Source organism: Acinetobacter lwoffii (assembly GCF_024129435.1).
GTDB classification, from domain to species: Bacteria; Pseudomonadota; Gammaproteobacteria; order Pseudomonadales; family Moraxellaceae; genus Acinetobacter; species Acinetobacter lwoffii_F.
Map to the genome: position 1 here is coordinate 91,197 of NZ_JAMXXN010000003.1, position 16,828 is coordinate 108,024.

A 16,828-nucleotide genomic window follows, 5' to 3' on the forward strand; every position below is an offset into this window, starting at 1 on the left:
ATATGGAAATTGAGATCATCATCAGTCTGGTTGTCTTTGCATTTTTTGCAGGGGCGATTGATGCTGCCGTGGGCGGTGGTGGTCTGATCCAGATCCCAGCAATTATGGGGAGTTTACCGCATTTACAGCCTGCTACGGTCTTTGGCACCAATAAACTCGCGTCCATTTGTGGCACCGCTTCTGCGGCATTTTCCTACCTGCGTCAGGTAAAACTGCCCTGGTTGCTCTTGGGCGTGATTGCACTGTGCAGTTTTGTCAGTTCTTTTATGGGTGCAGCCAGCGTTACGCTAATTCCAGTCGAGATCCTTAAGCCTTTTGTGCTGGTCATGTTGATCGTGATCGCAATCTATACCTTAATGAAAAAACAGTTTGGCCAAGTGCATACCGAACAAAAACTAAATCGGAAAATGCTGATTCTGGCCGCTTTGGGCAGTCTGGCGATAGGCTTTTATGATGGTATCTTTGGTCCGGGCACCGGTAGTTTCTTTATTTTCTTTTTTATTCGCTATTTAAGCGTCGACTTCCTGCATGCATCGGCCTTATCTAAAATTGCCAATTTCACCACCAACCTGGCCGCATTAAGCTTTTTTATTCCCAGTGGCAATGTGCTGTTTATGGTCGGGACAATGATGGCGGTAGCCAATATTTGTGGTTCCTTGGTCGGGGTGCGTTTGGCATTTAAATATGGCAGTGGCTTTATCCGGATTTTATTCCTGATTCTGGTCAGTCTGCTAATTTGCCGGATGGCATACCAGATGTTTTTTTGATCTAAACCCGATGTAAATCATTCTCGATATTAAAATTTCTTAACAAATCACTGTATAAACTGCGTCTGAACCTGTTCTGAAAATCTTCTAGAATCAATGATATGAAAAATAAAACAATCGGAGAAATATCGGAATGACGACTATTTTTGAAGCATTAAGAGAGAGTCATGAGATTCAGCGTGATCTTGCAGAAAAACTATTACAGACTTCCGGGGATACACCAGAACGCCGCGACCTGTTCAAGCAACTGAAAAATGAATTGTTTGCCCATGAAGCTGCGGAAGACCGTTATTTTTATATTCCCTTGATGATGACCGATTCGGGCCTGAATATTACCCGCCATGCCTTGGCCGAACATCATGAAATGGACGAAATGATCGAGGAATTAACTGCAACTGAATTGAGTAATCCGGGCTGGATTGCCATGGCCAAAAAACTTTCCGAAAAGGTGCATCATCACTTAAAAGAAGAGGAACATGGTTTCTTCCAGCAGGCCGGTAAAATTCTGGATGAAAAGCAGAAGACCGCTTTAGCAGTGCAGTACAAGAATGAATATCAGCGTTATAAAGACATGAAAAAAGATATGCTGGTACAAAGCTAAACATCGAAAAGATGACATTTGATTAGTTACTTTTCCATAATTTATAACTCAAATTAGATGTTTGAGTTAATCGCTATGCATGTTGAGCTTCAGAAGCTTGTACAGCCTCATTTTCTTAAAAATTTAAATGCTTTTGTGTAGGCAATCTCCCTACTTTGGAAAGACCCAAAGTAGGCAAAAGTCTTTTGTTACCCATACACAACGTCCTGTCGTGATGGGTAACATGTGGCATCCTTGCCACACTCGCGTATCAAAAATCTCTTCCTTTCAGTTATGGCACATGGTTATGTTTCTATCTGGAGTGATCAGATTTTTTATCCATTCATTTCTTCTTTAGATTTATCTCAAAGGAAGAAAGTGAAAGAATTAATGCAAATATTTAGTCAGTTGTTTAGATTCCAATAAGGCTTTTAAGCATTCTTTTCTACCGATCCTTGACGAGCGGCACGTACAGTCACACCGACAGATGCCAGCATGATACAGATCAGTGCCACGGTCTGAAGAAGCGTAATTTTTTCGCCCAATAGTACAAAACCGGTCAGTGCAGCCAAAGCCGGAGACAGGCTGGATAGAGTGCCATAGCTGGTTTTATTCAAATGCTGAAGTGCCTTTAAATCCAGAGCATAAGGAATGGCTGTTGCCAGTACAGCAATAGTAATTGCCTTGCCCCAATGCTGGGTGTCTATCAAGGCAGGAGCATTGTTATACAGTCCGATCGGTAACAGGCATAAGGCTGAAATACTGATCGCAATAGTCAGTGCATGCATGCCGATATTCTGCTGAACCACGCGTTGCCCGAAGAAAATATACAGTGCCCAACATAACCCCGCACCTAAAGCACAGGCGGCGCCCACCAGGTCGAAATTACTGCTATTAGCCTGTCCCCATGGCACCATCAGTGCGATGCCTAAAATGGCCATTAATACCCAAATATAGTCACTACGATGTTTGATCGAAAGCAGGGCCAGACCTAAAGGACCAATAAACTCCAGACCGACTGCAATTCCCTGCGGTAATCTTCCCAGAGACAGATAGAATAAAATATTCATGACCCCTAAAGCAGCGCTATAGCAGAGCAAATCCCGCCATTTCAAAAAAGGCAAACGGGAAATAATTTTCCAGGAACGGAACATTACCCCAACAATAATTGCTGCAAAGCACAGCCTTAAAATGGTCACAGTGACCGGATCCAGCACACTAAACAGCTGTTTGGCAAAAGATGCACTGATCTGGTAGGAGGTCATGGATAAGACCATGAACAATACGGCAAGGAGTTGGGCGTTTGGCATGGAAGCAGCTTCTACCCAGAGCGGGTGAAAATGAGAAATAGGGGGAAATGAAATTATAGCAAACTTGTTAATTTTTAATGAGTAGGGCAAGGAAATATTTTCCCGAGGCGAACTTAAATTTTGATTCAATCAAGTTAAATTTTAGCCGGATCAAATATCTAAAGATTTTAAATTCAAAGTTAATCTTCTATGTAATTGCGGTTACAAATTAATCAATTTTTAAATTGATCTTGTTTTTATATTTATTAAAATATCTTAGACCTCGTGATTCGGGTTAGTTTTAAAATAACAATGAAAACATCTTAGATCCCGTGTTTCGGGACAGAATTAAAATAACAATATCAAATAATTAAGGTAGATAATAATGAAATTAAGAATACTCTCTTGCGCCATTTTTAGTTGCATGCTGGCAGCATGTGGTGGTGGCTCCGACAGTTCTGATAATAATGAACCAGTCACTAGTCAACCTGCACCGACCAATCCTGGAACCCCGGGTGATGGAGCATCAGATACCATTTCTGAATTCTATAACTATCAATTCAACTTACCGAATATTGATGGATCAGAGATGGAATCGCAAAAACTTCTATTAGCTAGTCATAAAAATAAAATTACTGACGGCATATTATATGCGGATGATAACAGCGCTGTTGATACCGAATACGATCTTGAAGAAGATATGATCTTCTCAACTTATGTCACAACAAAAGGGGTGTTCCCTGCAGATCGTACCCGTACAGCATTAGGTTATAAACTGGAAAAAATATTAGACAATACGACCACTCAATTTAAAAGTCGTCCTGTGACGATACCGGAGAACAATATCAGCAATCATCGACACATAGCGTGGTATGACTTATCAGGAAAAGCATTAACTGAACGTACCAATATTGCTGTGGTTAAAATGTATGATGATCCTGCGACCAGAGTTTTCTTTAACAGTGATAATACGACAGCTGAGCGTAAATACTATAATGAGTTTGCAACCAGTTTCGTCGATTTGCAGAAGACCCGCAAATTCCCAAATGGATCTAAATGTTTCCGTCTTCTGGCTGAACATCCTGAAGAAGAATATATTGAATTTGATCCGGAAGTAAAAACTGGTTTTAGCACACTTGCTGAATGGCAGGCACAAGCGTCTGTCCAAGAAATGGCAAAAACTATTCTAGATGGCACGATGGCTAACTTGAAATATAAAAAGGCAGAATATAAAGACGCTGCCATGCAATATTACAAATATTTCGGTGCGATCGAATATCAAGGTGGAATTTATTCAGTTGATTTCTCGGAACATGGGGAACATATTGATCACGACGACTATATTGCTCAATCAAGACAGGCTGCCTTGGATGAGTTGAATAAACAAGAAGGTGTAACTTCTTTAATGATCAAATGGACAGAATACAATTATGATCAGCTTGCCTCTGGATGTGATGGCTATAATGTGACAGCAGCGACTGCATTAAATACTGCGATTCAAGACGCAACACCACGTTAAAATTTGAAAATAAGTGATCTTAAATAAAGGCGCTCTAGCGCCTTTATTTTTACTCAAGATTTCTGTCTTTGGGTCGTCACCGTACAGCCTACCGAAGCACTGATAATCGTGGCCAATGCCAGCCATTGTGTCCACAATAAAGTCTCGCCTAGAAAGACCAGCCCCGAGAGTGCTGCAATGGCGGGTTCCAGACTCATCAAGGTGCCGAAACTGAGTGCGCTTAAATTTCTTAGTGCAATCATTTCCAGAGTGAAAGGCAGGGCACTGGCCAATATAGCCAAAGCCACAAAATACAGCAAACTCATCGGTTCAAAAGTATGTGCCGGCATTCCTGCAAAGAGCGCAATCGGCATCAAAACCAGCATACCGACAAACATGCCCAAGCATACAGTATGATTGCCAGAAACGCCTGAAGGTCTTTGGCCGGCAACGATATATAAGGCCCAGCAGGCACCGGCACCCAAGGCAAATGCAATCCCGATCGGGTCAAGTGGCTGGGCAGCCTGATCAAAAGGAAATAGCAGAACCAGGCCCAGAATCGCCAGTCCGACCCAGACAAAGTCGAATTTCTGACGTGCATAAAACAGGGCAACACTTAAGGGGCCAATAAATTCAAAAGAGACGGCAATCCCCAGCGGCAGGCGATCAATCGACAGGTAAAACAGTAGATTCATGCCAGCAAGGGCAAGGCCATAACTGATAATGGCCGGCCACTTGATCTGTCTGAAATGGATTTTCCAAATTTTAAAAATCAGTGCCAAAATCATAGCGCCTAACAGCAGACGCATTGCGGAAACAGTCAGAATGGGAAATTGACCGAACAGATATTTGGCAAAGGAGCCACTGCTTTGCATACTGATCATGGCGATCAACAGAATCAGCGGCGCTTGCACCATCGGTGCGATTTTAAAATTCAGCATGACTAAATAGGTTTCGATTGCTCGAATAGCGGAAGAGCAGCATAAGCTGAAAAAGGTTTAAAAATACAAACCTTAAAAATAAAAAACCACAGCCCGAGAGCTGTGGTTTTTTTACAATATTGAATTAGAACAATACGCGTGCGCGGATTGTACCTTCAACATTCGAAAGCATATCAAGTGCTTCATGAGATGCAGCAGCATCGACATCCATCACCAGGTAACCGACATCACCTTTAGTCATCAGTGACTGACCAGAGATGTTGATGCCTTGTTCAGCAAACAGGTTGTTGATTTTAGACAACACGCCCGGAATATTTTGGTGGATGTGCAGTAAACGGTGTTTGCCTTCAGTCAACGGCAATGCGATTTCTGGGAAGTTCACCGCAGAAAGCGTCATACCCTTGTCAGAATAAGCCACGAATTTCTCAGCTACTTCCAGACCGATGTTCGCTTGCGCTTCCATCGTAGAACCGCCTACGTGTGGAGTCAGAATTACGTTTGGCAGGTTACGCAGTGGAGAAACAAATTCTTCACCGTTTGCTTTAGGCTCTTTCGGGAATACATCTACCGCAGCACCAGCAATGTGACCAGATTTGATCGCATCTGCCAGGTCTTCGATCACGACACAGGTACCACGTGCCGCGTTAATGAAGATTGAACCTTCTTTCATTTGCGCGAACTGATCTTTAGTCATGAAGTTACGTGTAGACGGAACATCAGGAACGTGTAGGGAAACCACATCGGCATTTGCCAAAAGTTCGCCCAAGCTACCGACTTGACGTGCATTACCTAAAGGCAATTTAGTCACTGTATCGAAATAGATCACTTTCATACCCATGCTTTCAGCAAGTACAGAAAGTTGTGAACCAATTGAACCGTAACCTACGATACCTAAAGTTTTACCACGTGTTTCGAACGAACCAACTGCAGATTTGTTCCAGCCGCCTGTGTGTGTGTCTGCTGATTTTTCAGGTACACGGCGCAGAAGAAGAATAGTTTCTGCCAATACCAGTTCAGCAACTGAACGTGTATTTGAATATGGTGCATTAAATACCGGAATACCGCGACGCATTGCAGCATCAAGATTGACCTGATTGGTACCGATACAGAAGCAGCCTACTGCAATCAGTTTGTTCGCGGCTTCAAATACCTCTTCAGTCAATTGAGTACGGGAACGAATACCGACAAAGTGTGCATCTTTAATCGCTTCTTTCAGTGCTTCACCCTCAAGCGCTGTTTTGCGATAGTCAATGTTGGTATATCCAGCTGCATTCAATGTATCGATTGCGTTCTGGTGAACGCCTTCTAGCAATAGAAAACGGATTTTATCTTTAGGTAGAGAAAGATGTTGGCTCATTACGGCTCCGCTACAAAGGCCAAATTTAGTCGCGGTATGATAGCACAGGAATGGGGCGGTTATACATTTCCTTAATGACGCTCACATCAGCTATTCTGGCAAGATATATTGATAATAATGATCATGGTGTTTGATTTAAATCTGCATTTTCAAAGGTATATTATCAAAATTGTCATTTTTCGCGGGAAACACCAAAAAATAGCTTATAATATTGCGCCATGCTTTTAAAGCAGCGTGATCCGGTGCTTTAATAATCATGTTTCGCCTGATTTGTATCCATGTTTTTATGCATAAAAAATGTGCAAATGAACCAGCGAAGTCTCTCTTGTTTAAATCATGCTAGGTCTGCAAACGATGAATGCTCCAGTCGCTTTAACCCCTGAGTTATTGACCCAATTGACTGCAATTGTGGGTGAAAACCGTATTAAAACCGATACGGACAGTCTCCAGAATTGGGGTCGCGATCATACGAAGCACTTTGATCCAAACCCGTCAGTCGTCGTTTTTCCGTCGTCAACTGAGCAAGTTCAAGACATCGTAAAACTGGCGAACCAATTTAATGTTGCAGTGACTCCATCGGGTGGTCGTACCGGTCTTTCTGCAGGTGCAGTCGCAGCCAATGGCGAGATCGTGGTCAGCATGGACAAGATGAACCAGATTCTGGAGTTTTTCCCGGCAGATCGTATGGTGCGCGTACAGGCAGGTGTGGTGACTGAACAGTTACAGAACTATGCTGAAGAGCAGGGCATGTATTATCCAGTCGACTTTGCTTCAGCAGGTTCATCGCAAATTGGCGGTAACATCGGCACCAATGCTGGTGGCATTAAAGTAATTAAATACGGTATGACCCGTAACTGGGTGCTTGGCCTGACGGTTGTGACAGGTAAGGGCGATGTACTGCGTCTGAACAAGGGCATGATCAAGAATGCAACCGGTTATGCGCTTCAACACTTATTTATCGGTGGTGAAGGGACGCTGGGTCTGGTAACGGAAGCGGAAATCAAGCTTGAACGTCAACCGCAAGACCTGCAAGTGATGGTACTGGGTGTACCTGACTTTGATGCAATCATGCCGTTATTGCATGCCTTCCAGGCGAAAATTGACCTGACTGCATTTGAGTTCTTTGGTGAACTGGCGATGCAGAAAGTCTTGGCCAACGGTCACGTGCAGCGTCCATTTGAAACTGAATGTCCATTCTATGTATTGCTTGAGTTTGAAGCGCCGTTTGAACCGATTATGGACAAGGCGATGGAAATCTTCGAGCATTGCATGGAACAAGGTTGGGTACTGGACGGCGTGATGAGCCAAAGTCTGGATCAGGTGGAAAGCTTATGGCGTTTACGTGAAGATATTTCTGAATCTATCGCGCCATTTATTCCATACAAAAATGACATTTCCGTTCTGATCACGCACGTTCCTGCATTCATTAAAGAAATTGATGCGATTGTATCGACGAATTACCCAGACTTTGAAATCTGCTGGTTCGGTCATATCGGTGACGGTAACTTGCACTTAAATATCTTAAAACCTGCTGATTTGTCTAAAGATGAATTTTTTGCCAAATGTCAGGTGGTGAACAAGTATGTCTTTGATACCGTGAAAAAATATGACGGTTCAATTTCTGCGGAACATGGTGTGGGCATGACCAAAAAGCCATATCTTGAATATTCACGTTCTGTGGAAGAAATCGAATATATGAAAGCTCTGAAAAAAGTGTTCGATCCAAATGGCATCATGAACCCGGGTAAACTTTTCGATCTTTAATCGGTCGGAATTGAAAAAAGCGCATCGAAAGGTGCGCTTTTTTATTGCTGTGTAAAGACAGTTACAGAGTCTAAATGGTTTTGTACTAAGAAGCTCGGCATGATAGGTTGGAATAAGAATGACGATAAAGGGTTAAATAATATGTTCCGGATATTGGCAGTCGCAACTCTCGCTTTTGGTATATTGGGTTCAGGCTGTGCAACTGCTCAACAGGTCATTGCAAAGGTACAGTCGTCTTCGGATACGCCTTTGGAACAGGTTTTACAATTAAGACCGGACTTGCGTAAGGAACTGGCAACAGTTGAGTTGCGCCAGTTCTTTGACAAGGTAGAGTCGCCCACGATTGGACAGGTCAAAGTCACTGAAACTGGGTTAATGGATGATTCGGTACGTTCGGTACAGACCATTTATTATTTTAAACGGGAAGATAACAGCTGGATGCTGGAAAACACCGAGAAGTTGTATCGTTGTGCACGAGGTTCAAATACCAAGACTTTCCAGAAAGCAGTCTGTCCATAATAGTGTTTGATCTTTAGACAGATTTTGGTTAAAAGCGTATCTAGAGGATGCGCTTTTTTATTTGGAAGATTATCTCTACGATCAGTTATATTTATTCAGAGCGTTTGAATATCTCATCTGCTAAAATTATTTCTTTCTATTTTAGACAAAGTTCAGTCTGTTAAAACGGGCAGACTGACAATAAAAACTCCCATGCAAAATATCCACACCCAAAAACTGACCCGTGCCACACTTATGTTCCCGCTGGCACTGGTCCTGTTTGAATTCTCAGTCTATATATGTAATGACCTGATTCAACCGGCCATGCTGGCGATTACCCGTGATTTTGGCGTAAGTAGTTCATGGGCACCATCCTCCATGTCCTTTTTCCTGTTGGGTGGGGCATTTGTCGCAGCGATTCTGGGACCTTTGTCCGATCGTCTTGGACGTAAAATGGTACTGCTGGGTGGTGTGGCATTTTTCACGATTAGCTGTCTGGCTATTTTATTAACACCCAATATCGAAAGTTTCTTATTCCTGCGCTTTTTACAGGGCTTTGGCCTGTCCTTTATTACCGCCGTTGGTTATGCCGCCATTCAGGAAAGCTTTGAAGAACGTGATGCCATCAAAGTCATGGCACTGATGGCCAATGTGTCTTTGCTGGCACCTTTGCTAGGACCAGTGCTGGGTGCCTTTATGATTGATCATATCTCTTGGCATTGGGGCTTTATCGGTATCGCATTTCTGTCATTTCTGAGCTGGTTCGGCCTGAAAGCCAAAATGCCAAACCTGAAAGTCAGTATTCCCAGACAGCCGGTCAGCTATATTCTGGATGACTTTAAACAGGTTTTAAAAAATAAACGCTTTGTGATCATGACTGTAGCCTTGCCTTTGGTGAGTCTGCCCTTGATGTTATGGATTGCCCTGTCACCCGTGATTCTGGTCGAGCAATTTGGATTCAGTAGCGTGCAATATGGTCTGGCGCAGTTTCCGGTCTTGGGCGGCCTGATTGCAGGTAATCTGATTCTGCTAAAAATTATCGATAAAATACCGCTGGGCAAAACCGTATTATTGGGTCTGCCACTGATGTTGCTGGGTACCGGTTTATTGATGATGGGCTTATTGATTCCAGAATATTTTATTCATTGTCTGATTATCGGCACCACTTGTATCAGTCTGGGTGAGGGTGTGAGTTTTTCGGTGCTGTATCGTTTTGCATTAATGTCTTCTGAAGTGTCCAAAGGCACGGTGGCCGCGACGGTTTCTATTATCCTGATGCTCAGCTTTTTTGTAGTGATTGAAGCAGTACGAATGGCATATGAAGCCTATGATATTTGGGCCTATTGTGTTGCCTCTTTGATTCTGATTGCACTGTGGTTTACTTTGCCACGCATGCAACTCAAACAGTTAATGCTGGAAAGACAGGAGCGTGGGGAGTTTTGATTCCTTATTAAGGGAAATTATAAATTATTGAAATCATATGTTCAGTATTGAATTTCCCTCTCCTTTTAGGAGAGGGCTAGGGTGAGGTTAAGTATTTAATAAGTTCCCTCTCTCTAACTCTCTCCCAAAGGGAGAGAGAATTTTCTTTTGACTGATCTAATTATATTAGGATTCTACAATTAAGCTTCAGCGGGCTGTTCCAGCTTCTTCAATTTCATATCAAACAGGAATGGACCGAAAGGCAGAATCGAAGCGATTAAACCCATCACAAACATGCTGAGAGACCATTTCTGTTTTTCACATACTGCGAATAACACCACCAGAAACAGCACAAACAGTACCCCATGACCCATACCGACATATTTGACCAGAATCGGATTATCCATCATATATTTCACTGGCATCGCGATAAATAACAGCAGCAGGAATGAAATCCCTTCAAGCAAACCGACCAGACGCAAAGTTTTGATGTTCATAATACATATTGATTTAACCGAATTGGTTTTGAGTGTACCGAATATCACCTGAATATTGAATCTTAATAATAAAGATATATTCAATATTTTTAATAAGTTATAACCAAGTGAGGCAGTTGGTTATTTAATCTCGGCACCTAGTAATTCATGACGTAATTTTAGTAATTCCGGTAAGGTTTCCAGCAATAAACTGATCTGTTTCAGTACCAAAAGCAGATGTGCTGACTGGTTTTCCTGGGTACTTAAGCGTTGAATTTCTGCCAGTTTATGATCAATGTCGTAGGTATCTAAAGGCTGTTGTTGCAGCAATACCGCAGTTAAGGTCTGCTGGCACCAACGCATTAAATCTAGAATTTGCGCATCAGTGACCTGCTCACGGTGACTCCCCAATGCTGCAATATAACTGAGCTGGCTATGGCTATAGACCAGATAGCGAAAGGCACTTTTAACCAGTTGCGGATCTGGATTCGGTTCGGTGCTCAGGCTTGAAATCATGCTGGATAAATCAATCTGCGCATTGTGGGCCAGACGTCGTGCAGTCCGGTAAGCAATACTGTTATCTTTACCGTTTTGATATTGCTCGACCACTGCAGCAAAATAGTCCAGCGTAGCAAGCGATGATTTTTTAATATTGCTGGAAATATTACGAAAATTCCAGTCAGGCCAGATCCAGCTTACTGCCATCCAGGCAATCAGACAGCCCAACAGGGTATCAATAATACGTGGCAAAATGATCGCATAACCGGCACCTTTCAGGTTAAAAATCAGGAGTACCATCAAGGTCGCCATGAGGGTGGCCATGGCATATTTCTTGGAACGTAGATAGAAAAAACCGACACCAAAAATTACCGTTAGCAATAATTGCCCTTCGACACTTGGCACAAAATACAGAATGGGGACACCCAGCATGACCCCTAATAATGTTCCCAGGGTCCGCAATTTGAGCCGGCTTTTGGTGGCAAAATAACTGATCTGACAGACAAACAGGCTGGTCAGTAAAATCCAGTAGCCATTTTTCGCAAAGGGTAATAATGAAATGGCATAGCCGACTAGAAATACAATGGCAATCCGCACCGCATGCCGAAAGAGTGCCGATTGTGGACTTAAGTGCGGTTTGAGTTTCAGCCAGAGATCTGTGCTATCGCGAATATCATCATCAAACAGACTCAGGTCATCAAAATGCTGCTGATAGCGTGGCTTATACAGCGCCTGTTGATCATGCAGGTGTTGTAACTGCTCATATACACTCAGCAGATTGGCCAGAATAAGCTGTAAATTTTTAACTTCAATATTTTGTGGGTTTTGAGCAATCCAGTCCTGCATCGACTCCTGTAAATGTTTTAATGCCAGTTCATCATCTGTAGACAGGTAAAATTTCTCATTGCGCAGTACACATTCTGCCAAATGCTGACAGGCAAGGGCTTGCAGACGGATATTTTTCTGAATCCGGAAAATCAGGTCAGTGCGGCTAAAATGCTGTTCGATCTGTTCATAATGCAGATAATTCGCGGTGGCCTGTTCATGAATATCCTGCATCAAAAAATACAGATTCAGCCAGTAAATGGTATTACGATTGGCACGCGAAGCTTTGAGTCGGGTCAATAGCGAATCTTTGCTACGGTTAAAACTCTGAATGACTAAAGTATTTTTAAGTGACAACTCATAGAGCAGGGTTTCAACATTTGGATGCTGGTCTGGATCAAACAGTTTGGCTTTACTCAGCAGTAAATCCGACATGTGCTGCAAGCTTTGTGCGAGATTTTCCTGAACCTGCAAAGTAGGACGCAGCAAAAAAAACAGAATAGACGTCAGGCCGTACCATAGCGCCCCAATGACAAAATAAAGCGGCTGTTCATACCAGTGCTGATATTCGCCCAGGCCGAACATGGTATAGATTGACAGTAAAATGGTGCCAAATGAAATTGTGGCATAACGTTGGCCTAATGCACCCATTAGAATAAACAGCGCACTCGACAGCGATAGCCAAAATGCAAACCAGAATTTATGCGGAGCAAGAAATTCCAGAATGCTGCTGACACTAAAAAACAGAATGATGACCAGTAACAGGTTGCGCAAACGCAGGCTTAGCCGGTCATCAAAATCAGTCAGTGCCGTGGCAATTGCCCCTAAAGTTACTGGAACGATCAAGAACTCATAACCCAGAAATTTCAGACCGAAAGTGGTACCTAAAAACACTAGCAAGATTTGCAGGCAATAAGTCATCAGCGCACTGGACTGAAAGGGCAGCAGGACAGGTTTTATAATTTTAACAAAAGTAGCAGTCGCAGGTCGGGCAGCATTCACAAGGATATGATCCGGAAAGTAAAAACGCAAAGTTCTGAATGCAATTTAGGCGCCAAAATAAAAGAAAAATCCATAAAAAAACGAGCATAGTGCCCGTTTTTTCTATTTAGTCATTGGCATGAGGGTATTTAGATCACACCACAGGCAATACGTTCACCGCCGCCGCCCAAGGGTAATGGGTTATCGGAATAGTTGTCCCCACCAGCATGAACCATAATGGCACGACCCTGAACATCAGCCAGTTTCAGACGTGGCGCAAGCAGGGTGACACGTGCAGTTCCGTCAGTATTGACTTTCAATGCGGGTAAATCACCGAGATGACCGGTCACCGGTGTACCGTGATGTGGAGCCTGATTTGGATTGTAATGGCTACCTGCAGCCAGTGCTGCGCCCATCTTGCCGTCTTTCATAGCAGGTGCGCATGAACCATTTTCATGAATATGGAAACCACGTTCACCCGCAGGAAGTTGTTTCAGGTTGGTACGAATAACCAGACCGGCTGGGCTGTCACTGAGTAATACGGTACCAATCTCTTGGCCCACACCTTGAGCAGTTACAGCATTCACAGTTACTGCTCTGACCACTTCATTTGATGGAGAGGTTGATGCACAACCGGTAAAAAGTGCGGCGCTTAACGCGCAAAGTGTCGTAATTTTAAACAATGAAGACATGATTTTGGCATCCTGATCTTTATTCTGTTTTGTGAGTTCATTTAAACAGAGCAAGATCAGAAGCTCTATATAGAATCAGTACTTAAATGTTTTGTTTTGTTTAAGTCAATTCTCTCTATGCTTTAAGGCGCTTTGGGCGGTGTGTTCTTGGTTTCTGGATCAATCTCATGTGCCATGGTGGCTTTAGGCATCATCAAAGGTTCATTCAGATTACTTTCATGTAACCATTCACGCCAGATTGCAAGCAGCACAGCCAGAATCACCGGGCCAATAAACACTCCGACCAGACCAAAACTGGCAATACCACCCAAGACTCCAAACATGATCAGCAGGAATGGAATCTGGGTTGCACCAGAAATTACCAGTGGACGAATCACGTTATCGGCAGTACTGACAATACAGACACCCCACACCATGACCCCGATAGCCTCAATGGTTTGTCCTTGTGAAAACAGCCATAGCGCCACCGCACTATAGGCGAGGGGCGGACCAAAGGGAATCAGGGCAAAAATAAAGGTCACAATGGTTAAAACCATCGGATTCGGCACACCTGCAACAAAATAGCTCAGACCTGCCAATAAGGACTGTGCAATCGCAGTCAAACCAACCCCATATACTACGGCACGTGTAGTCGCAGAGATGGTAGAAAAATAATGATGTACACGTGGACCGACCACCATTTCAAAGGCTTTACGCACCTGATTTAAAATGGTCTGACCATCACGGTAGAAGAAAAATAGCGAAAGTACCGCAAAACATAATTTAAAGATGTTTTTGCTCACTTCATTCAATACCACTTTACCGTAATTCAGATGACTCTGAATCCAGGTCGATACCGACAGTGCAATACTCTGCGGATCAGTGTTAATTTCATTTAAGGTTCGGGTAATTTCCTTGCCGACAATCGGAAGCCCGCGAATAAAATCAGGGACATTCAGGTGACCGGAAAAGACCTGTCGCTGCAATTCAAAATACAGGTTACGACCTTCGTGTTGCAGCATGAAAATGGCGAAAATAAACGGCAGACCAAAGACCAGAATCACGGCCAAGATCATTACGGTTGCGCTTAATGTTGGTCGATTGCCGCACAGGCGTAACACCGACTGATACAAGGGCCAAGTCATATAGGCAATAATCGCTGCCCAAACTACAGGAATGATGAAATACTTGAGTATATGAAAACTCAAAAAAATCAGGATAAAGAACAATCCAAATAATAAGACTTTTTGTAATGTAGGCGCGTACTGTTGCACTGAATTTAATGACTCATTTTTTAGGTCGTGTTCAGGCATATTAACTGAAAAAAAAGCGCTCGAAAATGATAGCTAGCCAAGTAGCGAGATTATTTTCCCAAAGCTATACCACGATTCAGATGATTGACTCAAAACCACTGACTCGGATCATCAATAATGGCATTCAGTACCGGTTGCCATTGAGCCTGCAGTTCCCGGTAGATTTTCTGAGGTTTATCAAAGACGGACAGGCCTTCCATAGCCAGTCGGCTATAAGGGGCACGTTCCGAAATCCAGGCCACTGGCTGCTGGTCGATCTTGTCAAAAAATTGTTGTATGTCCTGATTGCTGGCGGCATTTGGTTTGGTACGGTTGGCCAAAAGTAAAATTTCAACCTTGCCCTTACGGATGCGTTTAATGTCCTGCAAATGTTTGAGAAAACGGCGGGTCGAATCGATATCAAAAAAAGAAGGCTGGATCGGGATGATAATCGCATGTGCTTCACTGATCAGCTGTTCGGCATGATCGTCGGTCAAAGCACCTGGTGCATCAATAATCAGGTATTCGATTTGTTTGGGCGCGTCACCAATGGACTTGCTGTTGCGCCAGTCCAGACTTTGAATTTGTGCTGCCTGTACCGGCCGATGCTTGAGCCATTGCAAAGTTGATTTCTGGTTGTCGGCATCGGCCAATGCCACCTTATAACCCTTTTGTGCGAGTGCTGACGCCAAACTAATGGCTGTCATGGTCTTACCACAACCGCCTTTCTGATTCGCAACTAAAATTGTTTTCATGACTCAAGGTGATTTTATTCTGTTCCGGCCTAGCATATCATTCTTTTCAAGTATGCAAATGGCCGAAGTCCTCAACTTCAGTCGAATGCGATACTATAAAAATCAGGCAAATTAGGAAGATTGAATGTCCATATGGATGGCCATGCTGATTGGCGCATGTATCGGGGTGGTATTGACCACTATTATTTTAAGTCAGACGCGTAATGGACGGATCAAGGCCGAATATGAGCAGTATATTGCCGAGCTGGAACTGGAGCATCAGCAGTCTCTCATTGCCGCGCAAAAACGCAGCGTGAATACCAGCCGTGCAGTTCTCAAAGGAAAAATGGCGGAACAGCTCGCGCCGATCATGCCGGAATTTCAATATCTGCCGAGTGATGCCAAGTTTTTGGGTGATCCGGTGGATTATGTGGTCTTTGATGGTTATAGCGATTTTCGTGATGGCGAAGGCGACGCTGAAGATATTGAAGTGGTCTTGATTGACATTAAAAGTGGCGGAGCACGTCTGACCAAAGGCCAGCAAGCCATTGCCCGAGCGGTTCAGGAAGGGCGGGTACGTTTTGAAACTATTCGGATTGATTTTCAGGATTGACCAAAATCCAGTGAAGAATAAAAATTATGCAAAAATTACTGATCACTGCGCTGCTGTTTATGCTAGGACTCTGGGTGTGGAATGAATTTTTTCGTGCCATTCCGCATCTGCAAGAAAAGGGCGTACTTAAAAACTTTAAAGTAGAACCCGTTAAGCGCATTTCCGCGACTTATATTGTGCATGATCACCGTTTCGTAAAACCTGATCGTCGGGTGCTGCATCAGGCCAGCCCTGTGGTGGGGCATTTTAATGATCTGGCCTATCTGAGTAATATTGATGTGCTGTTGCTGACTCAACCGCTGCCCGCTATACAGGCAAAACTGGAGTTTGATGAAGCAAAACGCTGCTATCAGCTCGAAGGACAAACCAATAAAGCGGAGCGTGACTTCGTCAATACGCATGTACAGTATTTTAGTCTGATTGCTGCCACTGAAAAAATTGCCGATCAGATTCGCCGGCTAAAATCGGGGCAGAAAATCACGCTCACTGGTGATCTGGTGACAGTTCATTCAGGCACGACTGGACAAGAATTCCGGGTCGGGACGGGCTCTGAATATCGTGCTCATTGTCAGTTGCTGCAAGTAACCCACGTCCAGCAGCACTAAATACAAGAGAGTAGTGA

Annotated in this window: 16 protein-coding genes; 8 read left to right on the top strand and 8 right to left on the bottom strand. The window is 43.5% G+C overall.

Features of this window, described 5'->3' with window-relative positions:
- Positions 1-2 precede the first annotated feature (2 nt).
- The gene (locus NI455_RS02900) at positions 3-767 is read left to right on the top strand and encodes a sulfite exporter TauE/SafE family protein (RefSeq protein ID WP_253112311.1); all 765 of its coding nucleotides are present in this window, start codon (positions 3-5) and stop codon (positions 765-767) included.
- Positions 768-900: 133 nt separating this feature from the next.
- On the top strand, positions 901-1,368 hold the full coding sequence (locus tag NI455_RS02905) for a hemerythrin domain-containing protein (protein ID WP_253112315.1): 468 nt from the start codon (positions 901-903) through the stop codon (positions 1,366-1,368).
- A 410-nt stretch (positions 1,369-1,778) separates the two neighbouring features.
- Here NI455_RS02905 and NI455_RS02910 read toward each other — a convergent pair whose 3' ends face one another.
- Positions 1,779-2,657 (bottom strand): EamA family transporter, encoded by an 879-nt coding sequence (locus tag NI455_RS02910; RefSeq protein ID WP_253112318.1) that lies wholly within the window; start codon positions 2,655-2,657, stop codon positions 1,779-1,781.
- A gap of 364 nt (positions 2,658-3,021) precedes the next feature.
- Here NI455_RS02910 and NI455_RS02915 point away from each other — a divergent pair, with 364 nt between their 5' ends.
- A complete protein-coding gene (locus NI455_RS02915) occupies positions 3,022-4,155 on the top strand; it encodes a hypothetical protein (protein WP_354269267.1) in 1,134 nt (377 codons plus the stop codon).
- A gap of 53 nt (positions 4,156-4,208) precedes the next feature.
- On the opposite strand, the gene NI455_RS02920 is transcribed toward NI455_RS02915, so the two are convergent.
- A complete protein-coding gene (locus NI455_RS02920; RefSeq protein ID WP_253112322.1) occupies positions 4,209-5,075 on the bottom strand; it encodes an EamA family transporter in 867 nt (288 codons plus the stop codon).
- Positions 5,076-5,199: 124 nt separating this feature from the next.
- Complete coding sequence (gene serA, locus NI455_RS02925) at positions 5,200-6,432, bottom strand: phosphoglycerate dehydrogenase (protein WP_253112325.1); 1,233 nt, start codon at positions 6,430-6,432, stop codon at positions 5,200-5,202.
- Positions 6,433-6,786: 354 nt separating this feature from the next.
- Between serA and NI455_RS02930 the strand changes: the two genes are divergently transcribed.
- The 3 genes from NI455_RS02930 to craA all read left to right on the top strand — a co-directional run bounded on the left by NI455_RS02930 (position 6,787) and on the right by craA (position 10,137).
- Positions 6,787-8,196: an FAD-binding oxidoreductase gene (locus NI455_RS02930; RefSeq protein ID WP_253112328.1), complete on the top strand. Its 1,410-nt coding sequence runs from the start codon at positions 6,787-6,789 to the stop codon at positions 8,194-8,196.
- 141 nt (positions 8,197-8,337) lie between these two features.
- A complete protein-coding gene (locus tag NI455_RS02935; RefSeq protein ID WP_004281576.1) occupies positions 8,338-8,715 on the top strand; it encodes a hypothetical protein in 378 nt (125 codons plus the stop codon).
- Positions 8,716-8,907: 192 nt separating this feature from the next.
- The gene (gene craA, locus NI455_RS02940; protein WP_253112331.1) at positions 8,908-10,137 is read left to right on the top strand and encodes a chloramphenicol efflux MFS transporter CraA; all 1,230 of its coding nucleotides are present in this window, start codon (positions 8,908-8,910) and stop codon (positions 10,135-10,137) included.
- 179 nt (positions 10,138-10,316) lie between these two features.
- Here craA and NI455_RS02945 read toward each other — a convergent pair whose 3' ends face one another.
- The 5 genes from NI455_RS02945 to NI455_RS02965 form a co-directional block, all read right to left on the bottom strand.
- Entirely contained in the window at positions 10,317-10,613 is a 297-nt protein-coding gene (locus NI455_RS02945) for a DUF3817 domain-containing protein (protein ID WP_004645001.1), read from the bottom strand.
- A 120-nt stretch (positions 10,614-10,733) separates the two neighbouring features.
- Positions 10,734-12,917, bottom strand: coding sequence for a YccS family putative transporter (gene yccS, locus NI455_RS02950; RefSeq protein ID WP_253112436.1), 2,184 nt, complete (start codon positions 12,915-12,917; stop codon positions 10,734-10,736).
- 128 nt (positions 12,918-13,045) lie between these two features.
- On the bottom strand, positions 13,046-13,588 hold the full coding sequence (gene sodC, locus NI455_RS02955) for a superoxide dismutase family protein (RefSeq protein WP_004732359.1): 543 nt from the start codon (positions 13,586-13,588) through the stop codon (positions 13,046-13,048).
- Positions 13,589-13,710: 122 nt separating this feature from the next.
- Complete coding sequence (locus tag NI455_RS02960; protein ID WP_253112333.1) at positions 13,711-14,841, bottom strand: AI-2E family transporter; 1,131 nt, start codon at positions 14,839-14,841, stop codon at positions 13,711-13,713.
- 128 nt (positions 14,842-14,969) lie between these two features.
- A complete protein-coding gene (locus tag NI455_RS02965; RefSeq protein ID WP_253112336.1) occupies positions 14,970-15,614 on the bottom strand; it encodes a ParA family protein in 645 nt (214 codons plus the stop codon).
- A gap of 124 nt (positions 15,615-15,738) precedes the next feature.
- On the opposite strand from NI455_RS02965, the gene NI455_RS02970 reads away from it, so the two are divergent.
- Both NI455_RS02970 and NI455_RS02975 read left to right on the top strand, forming a co-directional pair.
- Positions 15,739-16,206, top strand: a complete 468-nt coding sequence (locus tag NI455_RS02970) for a Holliday junction resolvase-like protein (protein WP_253112339.1) — start codon at positions 15,739-15,741, stop codon at positions 16,204-16,206.
- Between the two features lie 26 nt (positions 16,207-16,232).
- Positions 16,233-16,811, top strand: coding sequence for a hypothetical protein (locus NI455_RS02975; protein ID WP_247143149.1), 579 nt, complete (start codon positions 16,233-16,235; stop codon positions 16,809-16,811).
- Positions 16,812-16,828 lie beyond the last annotated feature (17 nt).

Coding starts and splice junctions, on each gene's coding strand:
- NI455_RS02900 (WP_253112311.1), top strand. CDS start 3: ATGGAAATTGAGATCATCATCAGTCTGGTTGTCTTTGCATTTTTTGCA.
- NI455_RS02905 (WP_253112315.1), top strand. CDS start 901: ATGACGACTATTTTTGAAGCATTAAGAGAGAGTCATGAGATTCAGCGT.
- NI455_RS02910 (WP_253112318.1), bottom strand. CDS start 2,657: ATGCCAAACGCCCAACTCCTTGCCGTATTGTTCATGGTCTTATCCATG.
- NI455_RS02915 (WP_354269267.1), top strand. CDS start 3,022: ATGAAATTAAGAATACTCTCTTGCGCCATTTTTAGTTGCATGCTGGCA.
- NI455_RS02920 (WP_253112322.1), bottom strand. CDS start 5,075: ATGCTGAATTTTAAAATCGCACCGATGGTGCAAGCGCCGCTGATTCTG.
- serA (WP_253112325.1), bottom strand. CDS start 6,432: ATGAGCCAACATCTTTCTCTACCTAAAGATAAAATCCGTTTTCTATTG.
- NI455_RS02930 (WP_253112328.1), top strand. CDS start 6,787: ATGAATGCTCCAGTCGCTTTAACCCCTGAGTTATTGACCCAATTGACT.
- NI455_RS02935 (WP_004281576.1), top strand. CDS start 8,338: ATGTTCCGGATATTGGCAGTCGCAACTCTCGCTTTTGGTATATTGGGT.
- craA (WP_253112331.1), top strand. CDS start 8,908: ATGCAAAATATCCACACCCAAAAACTGACCCGTGCCACACTTATGTTC.
- NI455_RS02945 (WP_004645001.1), bottom strand. CDS start 10,613: ATGAACATCAAAACTTTGCGTCTGGTCGGTTTGCTTGAAGGGATTTCA.
- sodC (WP_004732359.1), bottom strand. CDS start 13,588: ATGTCTTCATTGTTTAAAATTACGACACTTTGCGCGTTAAGCGCCGCA.
- NI455_RS02965 (WP_253112336.1), bottom strand. CDS start 15,614: ATGAAAACAATTTTAGTTGCGAATCAGAAAGGCGGTTGTGGTAAGACC.
- NI455_RS02970 (WP_253112339.1), top strand. CDS start 15,739: ATGTCCATATGGATGGCCATGCTGATTGGCGCATGTATCGGGGTGGTA.
- NI455_RS02975 (WP_247143149.1), top strand. CDS start 16,233: ATGCAAAAATTACTGATCACTGCGCTGCTGTTTATGCTAGGACTCTGG.